Raw genomic sequence first — 12343 nt, forward strand, 5'->3', positions numbered from 1 at the left:
GGCCTCATCGCTGGCAAGCCAGCTCCCACAGGTTCAGCAATGAGTTTCAGAGATGTGTCTGTAGTCGAAAACGTCGATTTCTGAAGGGGCTTTCGACAGCAAAAGTAGGGCAAATCTGATTTTTCTGTCACCCACCCAACATCCCTTGCCCCTCATGCAGAATCGCCCGCCCTCAATCTGCAGAGACACACCGGATGTTCGCGCCTGCCAATCAACCGCGTTTCACGTTGACCCTCGAAGGCGCCCAAACTGACCTCAAGGTCCTTGAGTTCACGGGCAAGGAAGCCATCAGCCAACCCTTTCGTTTCGAGCTGGAACTGGTCAGTGAACGGCCCGATCTGGATCTCGAAAGCCTGTTGCACCGTCAGGCGTTTCTGAGTTTTGATGCCGATGGTTCCGGCGTCCATGGTCAGATTTATCGGGTCGGGCAGGGCGATTCCGGGAAACGTCTGACGCGCTATCACCTGAGTCTGGTGCCGCGTCTGACCTACCTCGGGCATCGCATCAATCAGCGGATTTTTCAGCATCAGACGGTTCCGCAGATCGTTGCAAGGATCCTCAAGGACCACGCGATCCTGCGTGATGCCTTCGAGTTTCGCCTCGGCAGTGATTACCCGGTGCGTGAATATTGCGTGCAGTACGCCGAGAGTGATCTGGCGTTCATTCAGCGCCTGTGTGCCGAGGTCGGCATTCATTACCACTTTCAGCACAGTCCCGCCGGGCATGTGCTGGTGTTCGGCGACGATCAGACGGTGTTCCCGCGCCTGGCCGAACCGACGCTGTACTTGCCGGGCAGCGGCATGGCGTCTGCGGCGCCGGCCATCCAGCGCTTCAATGTCCGGGTGGAAACCCGCACCAGCGTGGTCACCCGGTGTGACTACAACTTTGAAAAGCCGCGCCTGCAACTGCAAAACCGCAGCGAAAGCGAGCAACGTCCGGTGCTCGAGGATTATCACTTTCCCGGCCAGTTCAACGACCGGGAGACCGGCAAGCACCTGGCGCAGCGCGCGCTTGAGCGACATGTTGCCGACTACCGTCAGGCTGAGGGCATCAGCGACGTATCCGCACTGGTTTGCGGACATTTCCTGCAACTGACCGAGCATCCGCGCAAGGACTGGAATGACCTGTGGCTGCTCACCGCCATCGAACACCGTGGGCGACAGCCGCAAGTGCTGGAGGAATCGGTCACCAGTGATGGTGAAGGCTTCCAGGGTTACCGTAATACCTTTCTCGCCACGCCGTGGGACATATTCTTCCGCCCGGCCCTCGGCCCGGAAAAACCACGGATGCTCGGCTATCAACCTGCCGTCGTCACCGGGCCGCAAGACACGGAAATCCACTGCGACGAATATGGCCGGGTCAAGGTGCAACTGGCCTGGGACCGTGACGGCGAACTCAACGAGCATTCCAGCTGCTGGCTGCGTGTCGCCACCGGTTGGGCGCATGACCATTACGGCAGTGTGTTGATCCCGCGGGTCGGCATGGAGGTGCTGGTCGGTTTCATCGACGCCGATGCCGACAAACCGCTGGTGATGGGCTGCCTGCCCAATGCATCGACCCCGGTGCCGCTGGACCTGCCGGCGGACAAGACCCGCAGCATCTGGCGCAGCCAGAGCAGCCCCGGTGGCGGCGGTTACAACGAACTGCGCATCGAGGACAAGAAAGGCGCCGAGGAAATCTACCTGCGTGCCCAACGCAACTGGACCCAGCATGTGCTGCACGACCAACAACTGCAGGTCGACAACCAGCGCAGCGTCGTCGTCACGGGCCTGGCGAGACATGAGTTGAAGGCTGACGAACAGCGCATCACCCACGGCCAGCGCCAGACCGAAGTGAAGCAGGACGATCACCTGACGGTTGCAGGTGACCGGCATATTCGGGTGAGCAGTCAGGCGACCAGCGCCAGCGCGCAAATTCACCTCAGTGCCGGCCAGCAAGTGGTGATCGACGGCGGCGCGAGCGCGACCATTCAGGCCGGCGGGCAGTGGATCAACATCGGCCCCGGCGGGATCTTCAGCAGCGTACCGATTCAGCTCGGTGGTGCGCCGATGGCCGCGATGAGCGCGGCACCGAGTGTGCCGGGATTGCCGGCGAAACTTGCAGCGGCACCGGCGGCCATGCTCACCGCAGCACAAATCATGAGCTTCAAAGGTGATGCGCCATTCTGCGAAGAGTGTGAGCGTTGCAAGGACGGTGTCTGTGCGGCCTGAGTGCCTGACGCCTTCAGCGTGGCTGGCGCGTGAGCCGCTGAAACCTGCGGAGCAACTGTTCGCGATTTTCAGTAATGCCAGCGACGCCAGGCCTCCGTTGGTTGCACCGAGCCCGATCTGGGCGGACACGATCTACGCCGAGTGGGACGCGGTGATGCCCTTCGTGGGAATTGTCGCGGCGGGCAGTGAGCTTCTCGATTGGGTGGCCTCTACCGAGTCTCGCGACTGGGGTTGGCTGGCAGTGTCTTCCGCGAGCCTTGAAGTGCTGGTCGAGCACTTTCGCAGCCTGACTCAAGTGCTGATGCCGGACGGCACAGCGGTGTTTTTCCGGTTTTGGGATGGACGGTTTTTGTTGCCGATCCTGCAGTCCGACGAAGTGCAATCTGCGCAGTTGATACCGGTGATCTCGCGCGGCTTGATCAATGGACAGGCCGTGGATATCGGGGGCAGGGCGCAGGTTTCGGGGCGGGTGTTTCCCTGGTGGAAGGTGCCTGAGTCGGTACTGGCTTCAGCAGGGAATGCAGTCCGGATCGGCAATGCGCTGCAGTGGCTGAGCGAGGAGCATCCGGCGCTGAACGAGGCGTTTCCCGAGGCTGTGTTGCGCTGCAAGGTTCGGCAGTTTTTTCAGGTTTCAGCGTCGGAAGAATCGTCGCAATCGGCGTTATTGGCGTATTTGCAGGACGAAGCGGAGTGAAATTTCCGGGCGAAGGCTTCGGAAATTTCCCGCGAGTTGCGGCGGATTTCATGAACTGGTGGGCGGTGGATTGCGGGGATAGTCTTTTCGTTGTCACTGCGAGAGTGGTGGCAGGGTGTAGGAACCCGAACTTCAAATGTGCATCAGTACCGTTGATTGGTTGCGACACTTGACTAGTGTCCACAACGCCTTTCATGGCGGCTGTGTGCGGGACACGTTTCGACGTGGCTGATTTGAAGTTCCTCAGTTCCTACTCCCGCGCATGGCTGCCACCCAAACCCGTAGGAAGGTCGATGGCAGTCTCAATTTAGAACTTCGAGAATGCTCAAATATGACGATGCTTAAACCCGACCCACCCTACGAGAAAATCATCCCCCATCCCGACAACCGCTTCATGGCCCTGACCGGCAATTGCAGCGACATGCCCACCCTGTTCATCGACACCCAAGTCCCCCTCGACATCCTCATGGACGCCGCCAACCACCGCATCCGCGCCGTGATTCAGGTGCTGGAAAACATGTGCATGCGCGGCTCGGTCGAATGCGACTCGATCATCCTCAGCGACTTCGCCATGCTCTGCGCCATTCCGCTGCGTGACGGCTGCGATGTGCTGGATGTCATCGGCAAGCGCCTCGGCAACCTGTCCCTTTAAGCCTGAGAGCGTTTTTGTGGCGAGGGAGCTTGCTCCCGCTCGGCTGCGTAGCAGCCGCAACCCGGTTGTCGCGGTGTCAGATGAAATGGCGGATTGAGGTGCTGGGGCCGCTTCGCAGCCCATCGGGGATGAATCCCATCGCCACAAGGCAAGGGCAAAAGATCGCAGCCTTCGGCAGCTCCTACAGGGTGTACGCCAATCCCGTGTAGGAGCTGCCGAAGGCTGCGATCTTTGCTGCTGAGGCCCGCTCGGCCGCCAACCCCTGACTTGCCGCCCGGTAAAAGGTAAACTTTGCGCCCTTCGCAGGAGCAGCCATGAATTATCGTCACGCCTTCCATGCCGGCAATCACGCCGATGTGTTCAAACACCTGACCTTGACCCGCCTCATCGCCCTGATGTCGCGCAAGGAGCAGCCGTTTGCCTATCTCGACACGCACGCCGGTATCGGTCTGTATGACCTGCAGGGCGATCAGGCCAACCGTACCGGCGAGTACCTGGAGGGCATCGCGCGGTTGTGGGATCAGCCGGATCTGCCGGCGCTGACTGCCGACTACATGAAGGTGCTGCACGAGATGAACCCGGATGGCCAGTTGCGCTACTACCCGGGTTCGCCGGAGTTGGCGCGGCGTCTGACCCGGCCGCAGGACCGGGTGATGCTCAACGAGAAGCACCCGCAAGACGGCGTGCTGCTCAAGGACAACATGGCCGGCGACCGTCGGGTCAAGGTGCATCTGGGCGAGGGCTGGCATGTGGCGCGGGCGATGTTGCCGGTGCAGGAGAAACGCGCGGTGATGCTGATTGATCCGCCGTTCGAGCAGCTTGATGAGATGCAAAAGTGTGCGGCGTCGCTGAAAGAAGCGATTGGCCGCATGCGTCAAACCGTGGCGGCGATCTGGTACCCGGTGAAGGATCAGCGTGCGTTGCGCCGGTTCTATCAGGATCTGGCCGGTACCGGCGCGCCGAAGTTGTTGCGCGTGGAGCTGCTGGTGCATCCGCTGGATACGCCGAACAGCTTGAACGGCTCCGGGATGGCGATTGCCAATCCGCCGTGGGGGCTGGAGGAAGAATTGCGTGAACTGCTGCCGTGGTTGTCGAAGAAGCTTGGGCAGACTCAGGGTGGGTGGCAGATGGATTGGTTGATTGCCGAGAGCTGAGTCGCAGAACTTGTGGCGAGGGAGCTTGCTCCCGCTCGGCTGCGCAGCAGTCGTAAAATCGGAGAGCCGGTTCTTCCTGAAGAACGCGTTCACCAGTTTTGGGGGCGCTTCGCACCCCAGCGGGAGCAAGCTCCCTCGCCACAGTTTTAAGTCAGTTACCCGCCAGACTCGCTGGCATGCACACACCGGTGCCGCCAATCCCGCAATAACCCTCAGGGTTCTTCGCCAGATACTGCTGGTGATACGCCTCAGCGAAGTACACGGTCGGCGCCTGCTCGATCTCGGTGCTGATGTCGCCCAGACCCGCCTTCGACAGTTCAGCCTGATACACCGCCTTGCTCTTGAGCGCCGCGTCCAGTTGCTCTGGCGAGGTGGCGTAGATCACCGAACGGTACTGGGTGCCGATGTCATTGCCCTGGCGCATGCCCTGTGTCGGGTTGTGCAGTTCCCAGAACATCGCCAGCAGCTCTTCATAGCTGACCTTGGCCTTGTCGTACACCACCAAAACCACTTCAGCGTGGCCGGTCAGGCCCGAGCAGACTTCTTCGTAGGTCGGGTTCGGCGTGTAGCCGCCGGCGTAGCCGACCACCGTGCTGACCACGCCTTCGCGCTGCCAGAAGCGGCGTTCAGCGCCCCAGAAGCAACCCAGACCGAAAATGGCGAAGTCGACGTCCTGGAAGAACGGGCCGAGCAATGGGGTTTCTTCGAAGACGAAGTGCTTCTCAGGCAGGGTCATCGCGGTTTCGCGGCCGGGCAGAGCTTGATCTTTGGTCGGTAGCACGTTTTTGTTCACCAGAATTTCCGAGCGCAGAACCATGATCGTTCCTCTCAGTCAGGATGGGATGTAAAAAGTCAGACCGCCAGTGTGCCCAATGATGCCCGTTTAATCACTACCCAAAATGTGCGGGTACTCGCCCCCACTGTAGGAGTGAGCCTGCTCGCGATAGCGGTAGGTCAATCAACTTATTTGTTACTGAAATACCGCTATCGCGAGCAGGCTCACTCCTACAAGGAATCAGCGGTGTTTTAAAGGCAGAGCGGCCCGCGCGGGTAGCGCTTGAGCGCCTGGATCAGCTCGGCGCCGGGGATCGGCCGGTCGAACAGGTAGCCCTGGCCGACGTCGCAGCGGTGGCGACGCAGGAACGCCAGTTGCTCGGCGGTCTCGATGCCTTCGGCCACGACTTTGAGTTTCAGGTTGTGGGCCATGGCGATCACCGCGGAGGTGATTTCCATGTCGTCCTGGTTGTCGGGGATTTCGTGGATGAAGCTTCGATCGATCTTGATGATGTCGATCGGGAATTTCTTCAGGTAGCTGAGCGACGAATAACCGGTACCGAAATCGTCCATGGCCAGGGTCAGGCCCAGGCGCTTGAGCTGGTCGAGCTGCAAGTGGGTGTCTTCGGTGGCTTCCAGCAGCAGTCCTTCGGTCAGCTCCAGTTCGAGCAGATTGGCCGGCAGCGCTTCTTCCTTGAGGATGTTGGCGATGGACGCGACCAGATCCGGGTCGGAGAACTGCTTCGGCGAAAGATTGATCGCCACCTGCAGATTGCCCAGACCGGCGGCGGTCAGCGCCTTGCTCATGCGGCAGGCCTGGCGCGCAATCCACTTGCCGATCGGGATGATCAGGCCGGTTTCTTCGGCGACGCTGATGAACTGGTCCGGGCGGATCATGCCGCGCTCCGGGTGGTTCCAGCGCAGCAGCGCTTCCATGCCCAGCAGGCGCCCGCTGCGCAGGCACAGCTTGGGCTGGTAGAACACGTCCAGCTCGTTCTGGGTCAGGGCGCGGCGCAGGTTGTTCTCGACGAACAGCTTGTAGCTGGCCTCGGCGTTGAGTGCTTCGGTGAAGACTTGCACCTGATGTTTGCCGTTGGCCTTGGCCTTGTGCAGGGCCAGCCCGGCGTTGCGCATCAGAGTCTGCGGATCGCGGCCGTGCAGCGGCGCGCAAGCCAGGCCTACGGAGCCGGTGACGCTGATCAGTTGGTTGTCGACGAACATCGGTTTGTCGAGGGTTGCCAGCAGTTGGTTGGCGATCTGCTGGCCGGTGGCGAGGTCGGTGTCGTCGAGCAGCACCGCAAATTCATTACTGGCGAAGCGCGCGAGGCTGCCGCTCGGGCTCAGACTGTTGCGCAGACGCCGGGCCAGGCTGATCAGCAGTTTGTCGCCGGTCTGGTGACCGAGGCTGTCGTTGATCCGCTTGAAGTTGTCGATGTCCACCAGCAGCAGGCTGATCGGCGTATCGCTGTCGCGGGCGAAGCGTTCGTCCAGATTGCGGATAAACGCCGGGCGGTTGCCGAGGTTGGTCAGGTTATCGGTGTACGCCAGACGTTCGATGCGCTGCTGCGCCAGTTTGGTCTGGGTGATGTCTTCGTAGATGCCGATGTAGTGCGTCAGCTCGCGGTTGTCGCCATACACCTTGGAGATCGACAACTGGCCCCAGTACGGTTCGAGGTTTTTCCGACGGCTCTTGAATTCGCCCTGCCAGCTGTTGCTCTTGGCCAGCGCCGAGGGCGCGTCGAACAGCAGCTCGCTGAGGTTCTCCAGGGCCGGCAGTTCCGACAGACGCTGGCCGTGGACTTCCTCGGTGGAGTACTGGGTGATCGCGGTGAAACTCGGGTTGACGTACTCGACCACGCCGTCGCAATTGACCAGCAGAAAGGCGTTGGCACTTTGCTCCACCGCACGCTGGAACAGGTGCAGGGCGCTGGTGGCGGTGCGCCGGTTGTGGTTGTTGATGACCTGGGCGAACTGGTCGGCTAGCTCACCGGCAAAGGCGATTTCGTCGGACTGCCAGGCGCGGGTGACGCCGGTCTGCTCCAGGCAGAGCACGCCGACCACCTGGCCGTCGACGCGGATACTGGCGTCGAGCATGGCGTTGACGTCGCGCGGGCGCAGGGCTTCGGCCATCTCGCGGGTTCGCGGGTCGCGCATCGCATTATGCGCGTCGATGGCGCGGCTGCCGTGCAGCGCTTCCATGTAGTCGGGGAAGCCGCTGATGTCGATCACCTCGGGCAGGATGTATTCCTGGGTCGCGCGGTGATACGCCGAAATCGGTACCAGCAGATTGCCTTCGAGGTTCCACAGGCTGGCGCAGTCGATTTCATAGATATCGCAGGCGCAGCGGGTGATCAGTTCGGCAGCTTCTTGCAACGAGTTGTGGCTGCTGTAGCGCTGGCGGGCCAGCAGCAGAATCAGATCCTGCTGGGCGCGCACCCGATCGAGGTGCTGCAGTTGTTCCTGCTGGGCGCGCTGGTTCAGTTCGAGGGCGATCTGCAGGCGCGAATTCTGGGTTTCGAGGTCGACGGACGGCAGCGCGGGGGCTTCGTCGAACACGTCATCGACTGCCAGCAGGTAGCCGCGCAACAGGTGCCGATTGTGCTGTTTGTAGGCTTCGCCGAGTTCGAGGATGCTCAGCACGCCGGCGGCGGTGTGCAGGGTGTAGCGCACCAGATAATGCGGGCTGTCGCGCAGTTGTTGCTGGATGGTGTCGTGCAACTGATAGCGCGCTTCAGGTTCCATCAGACTGGCGTAGGGCGAGCCGACCAGCGCACAGAGCTCGACGGCCGGCTGGCCGAACTGGCGTTCGCAGTTGGGGTCAAGAAACAGCATCGCCCAGCTGGCTTCATTCAAGCGCTCGAAACGCAGCATGCCGAGCCGCGAGGGCACAGGCAACTGCGTCACTACCTCGGCCGCCATACGGCTGGCGGCATCGGGTTGGCTCTTCATGAAGGAACTCGCTTGGAAATATGCTGAACGCGCCGGGCTCTCGCCCTCTTTACTGTTGCCTGCGGCAAGGTTGCATCATTGCGGCACCGACTGACAAGAGTGATGAAGGCCAAGTGCTATAAGAATATGTCGGCTGCTCGGGGCATTTCTCCAGTGGGTGATTGAAAAGAGCAAAAGATCGCAGCCTACGGCAGCTCCTACAGGGGATGCATACCGATGTAGGAGCTGCCGCAGGCTGCGATCTTTTAAGATTTCAACGTAATTTCAGGCTGATCGATTGCAGCTGCTTGCCATCCCGATCATGGTAATTGACCAAAATCTGATCAGTCTCAACCACCACATGCGCGAAGTTGTCCTCGCTGACCACCGCACTGGTCAACTCATGTTGATAATCGCCCGCGGCCGTGCGCGCGAGCGGTTGATCGAGGATGAACGTCGACGCCTTGGCATAGGGCAACAGCTTGCTGTTGCACAGCGGCGAGGAAACGATGGTGTGGACTTCGAAATCCGGGTCTTCGCTGTGGGTCAGGCGCGAGGTCAGCGAGCCATGCACATCGCCCGAGACAAACACCACATTCCTGATCCGCTGGGTGCGGATGGTTTCCAGCAGGCGCAGGCGCTGCTCCGGGAAGGCTTTCCACGCATCGTCGCCGTGCAGTTTGCGATCCGGGTAAAACATCACGCTGGTGACCACGAATTTGACCCGTGCTTTGCTGGTGCTCAGCCAGGCGACCAAGGCCTGTTCCTGCTCGCTGTCCAGGATGCGTCGATCATCAGCAGCCAGGTTGCGCCGAGTACGGCTATCAGTGACAAACCATTCAATATCGCCATCGCTGAACTGATACCAGTAATGCGCCAGTTTCGAATGATTAATCTCGCCATCAACGGCTAGTTCATGCGCCGGACTATGACTGGCTTGATATACCTCATACGCCGCCATTGCATTGCGATATAACTCATGATCGGACTTGCTGGCGTTAGCCGGCCAGTTGTCTTCAATTTCGTGATCGTCGAGGATCATGTAAGTCGAAGTGCCGGACATCAGTCGCTGAATATTCGGTTGCGAGAACGCCGCGCGATATTTATCGAGGATGTCCTGGTATTCGCGATCCGGGGCAATCAGGTTGAGGTCGTCGACATAGATCTGGTCTCCGGTCATCAGGGTAGCGCTGATCGGCGGCTCGGCGCCTTCGATCAACTGATTGATCGAGGCGAATATGCGGTCGCCAAATTGGGGCAGGGAAGCAATGCCGGCGGTCATGCGCAGGTAGCGACAGGAGCCGATGATGTAAGCGCGTGGCTGCACGGCGTCGCTGGCACGGGTGCGAAAGCGGTAGATCTCGCGCGGCCATTGCAAAGGCAATTCGGCGATGCTTTCGACGGTATGCACCGGGCTCATGGGACTGAACCAGCCCGTCTGGTATTCGTACTCACAATGACTGTCCAGGTCATTCAAAGAAAAGACGTGGCAGAGATCGCGTAATGCACTCAAACGGGCAAAACGGCCCCTTGACCATTGTGTGCTGCCCGGTTTTCGATAACGCAGGCCGGCAAATACCGTGGCATTGTTTTGCGAGTCGCCGCGCATGAAGATGCGTGCATGATTAGTTGTTACATGGCCAATAATCGGGCCGACAGTTGGTTTTAACATGTTCGAATCCATTCGAATTGATTACTTGAATGACGGTTGGTTTTAAACAAGTTGTTCGTTTAACTTGTGGCGCCAAGGTTAGTTGTCGGTGGATAAAAAATATCGGCACAAAGTGGACTGGACTCGTGGCTTAAGTAGACCGACGTTGTAGGAATAAAAGTGTTGTAACTTTTCTGCGGGCAAAAAAAAGCCCCGTCAAACTGACGGGGTTGAGGTACGAGCGTGTGGCGCTCGAAAACGTGGAACGCAATCGGCCCTCCGTTGCCGGAGGGCCGAACGCTTTACAGCAGGATGGTGCGGATGTCGCCCAGCAGGCTGCCCAGACGCTGGGTGAAGCGTGCAGCAGCAGCGCCGTTGATCACGCGGTGATCGTAGGACAGCGACAGTGGCAGCATCAGTTTCGGCTGGAAGGCTTTGCCGTCCCAGACTGGCTGGATGGTTGCCTTGGAAACACCGAGGATCGCCACTTCCGGCGCGTTGACGATCGGCGTGAAGCCGGTGCCGCCAATGTGGCCGAGGCTGGAAATGGTGAAGCAGGCGCCTTGCATCTCGTCCGAAGAGAGCTTCTTGGTGCGGGCTTTTTCAGCCAGCGAAGCCGCTTCTGCAGCCAGTTGCAGCAGGCTCTTCTGGTCGACGTTCTTGATCACCGGGACCAGCAGGCCATCCGGAGTGTCGACCGCGAAACCGATGTTGACGTACTTCTTGCGAATGATCGCCTTGCCGCTTGGCGCCAGCGAACTGTTGAAGTCCGGCAGTTCCTTGAGCAGGTGCGCGCAGGTCTTGAGCAGCAGTGGCAGGATGGTCAGCTTGACGCCGGCCTTCTCGGCGACGGCCTTCTGCGCAACACGGAAGGCTTCCAGCTCGGTGATGTCCGCCGAGTCGAATTGCGTCACGTGCGGCACGTTCAGCCAGCTGCGGTGCAGGTTGGCAGCGCCGACCTGCATCAGACGGGTCATCGGCACTTCTTCGATTTCACCGAAGCGGCTGAAGTCCACGACCGGGATCGGCGGGATGCCCGCGCCACCGGTTGCGCCGCCAGCAGCCGGCGCTTCCTTGGCCTTCTGCATCATCGCCTTGACGTAAACCTGCACGTCTTCCTTGAGGATGCGACCGTGCGGACCGCTGGCGCCAACAGCGCTCAGCTCGACGCCGAATTCGCGGGCCAGTTGACGCACGGCAGGGCCGGCGTGAACTTTCGCGCCAGGCTTGGCCGGAGCAGCAACTGGAGCGGTAGCAGCAGGTGCAGCGGCAGCCGGAGCAGCAGCGGCCGGTGCCGGAGCGCTTGGTGCAGCAGCAGCGGCTGGAGCCGGGGCAGCAGCGGGGGCCGCGCCTTTGACTTTCAGCTTGAGGATCAGGTCGCCGGTACCGACTTCGTCGTCCAGCTTGATGGAAATGCTTTCCACCACGCCAGCGGCAGGCGATGGAATTTCCATGCTCGCCTTGTCGGATTCCAAGGTGATCAGCGACTGGTCGGCTTCAACGCTGTCACCAGCCTTGACCAGGACTTCGATGATCTTGGCCTTGCCGGCCGAACCGATGTCCGGAACGTGGATGTCCTGAACGCTGTCAGCCACTGGAGCAGCCGGGGCTGCCGCAGGAGCAGGCGCAGCGGCAGCGGCTGGCGCAGCAGCCTGAGCCGGAGCGGCCGCAGCAGGGGCCGCAGCACCCGCCACTTCCAGGTCCAGAATCAGGTCGCCAGTGCCGACTTCGTCGTTGAGCTTGACGCTGATGGCCTTGACCACGCCCGCGGCAGGCGACGGGATTTCCATGCTGGCCTTGTCGGATTCGAGGGTGATCAAAGATTGATCAGCCTCGACGGTGTCGCCGACCTTGACCTGGATCTCGATGATCTGCGCCTTGCCCGAGGAACCGATGTCCGGCACGTGCACTTGCTGCACCGAAGCGGCAGCAGGGGCAGCGGCTGGCGCAGGAGCAGCGGCAGCAGGCGCGGCAGCCGGTTTGGCTTCAGCTTTTGCCGCCGGTGCAGCGGCAGGCGCAGGAGCCGCTTGCGCGGCGCCCTCGACTTCCAGCTCGAGCAGTTCGTCGCCTTCTTTCAGGCGGTCGCCCAGCTTGACTTTCAGGCTCTTGATGACGCCGGCTTTCGGGGCCGGCACTTCCATGCTGGCCTTGTCCGATTCCAGGGTCAGGATGCTCTGGTCGGCTTCGATACGGTCGCCGACCTTCACAAACAGTTCAATTACTTCACCTTCACCGCTGCCGATGTCAGGTACGCGAATGAGTTCGCTCACAAAATGTCTC

8 protein-coding genes are annotated in these 12343 nt (G+C 60.6%); 4 read left to right on the plus strand and 4 right to left on the minus strand.

Annotated elements, in window-relative coordinates:
- The first annotated feature begins 194 nt into the window (after positions 1-194).
- The 4 genes from ABV589_RS17440 to rlmJ all read left to right on the plus strand — a co-directional run bounded on the left by ABV589_RS17440 (position 195) and on the right by rlmJ (position 4710).
- Positions 195-2210 (plus strand): type VI secretion system tip protein VgrG, encoded by a 2016-nt coding sequence (locus tag ABV589_RS17440; RefSeq protein ID WP_367082736.1) that lies wholly within the window; start codon positions 195-197, stop codon positions 2208-2210.
- Complete coding sequence (locus tag ABV589_RS17445; RefSeq protein ID WP_367082738.1) at positions 2200-2904, plus strand: DUF4123 domain-containing protein; 705 nt, start codon at positions 2200-2202, stop codon at positions 2902-2904. The genes ABV589_RS17440 and ABV589_RS17445 overlap by 11 nt, the downstream gene beginning before the upstream one ends.
- A gap of 331 nt (positions 2905-3235) precedes the next feature.
- Positions 3236-3556: a hypothetical protein gene (locus ABV589_RS17450; protein WP_097087106.1), complete on the plus strand. Its 321-nt coding sequence runs from the start codon at positions 3236-3238 to the stop codon at positions 3554-3556.
- 314 nt (positions 3557-3870) lie between these two features.
- Entirely contained in the window at positions 3871-4710 is an 840-nt protein-coding gene (gene rlmJ / locus ABV589_RS17455; protein ID WP_204894362.1) for a 23S rRNA (adenine(2030)-N(6))-methyltransferase RlmJ, read from the plus strand.
- A gap of 151 nt (positions 4711-4861) precedes the next feature.
- Here the strand turns inward: rlmJ and msrA are convergent, their stop codons facing one another.
- From msrA to aceF, 4 genes are all read right to left on the minus strand, one after another.
- Positions 4862-5527 (minus strand): peptide-methionine (S)-S-oxide reductase MsrA, encoded by a 666-nt coding sequence (gene msrA, locus ABV589_RS17460; protein ID WP_108592094.1) that lies wholly within the window; start codon positions 5525-5527, stop codon positions 4862-4864.
- A gap of 209 nt (positions 5528-5736) precedes the next feature.
- Entirely contained in the window at positions 5737-8433 is a 2697-nt protein-coding gene (locus ABV589_RS17465) for an EAL domain-containing protein (protein ID WP_367082739.1), read from the minus strand.
- Positions 8434-8686: 253 nt separating this feature from the next.
- A complete protein-coding gene (locus ABV589_RS17470; RefSeq protein WP_367082740.1) occupies positions 8687-10084 on the minus strand; it encodes an alkaline phosphatase D family protein in 1398 nt (465 codons plus the stop codon).
- A gap of 281 nt (positions 10085-10365) precedes the next feature.
- Positions 10366-12333, minus strand: a complete 1968-nt coding sequence (aceF, locus tag ABV589_RS17475) for a dihydrolipoyllysine-residue acetyltransferase (RefSeq protein ID WP_367082742.1) — start codon at positions 12331-12333, stop codon at positions 10366-10368.
- Positions 12334-12343 lie beyond the last annotated feature (10 nt).

The sequence above is a fragment of the Pseudomonas sp. HOU2 genome (genome assembly GCF_040729435.1).
In the GTDB taxonomy this organism is placed as follows: Bacteria; Pseudomonadota; Gammaproteobacteria; order Pseudomonadales; family Pseudomonadaceae; genus Aquipseudomonas.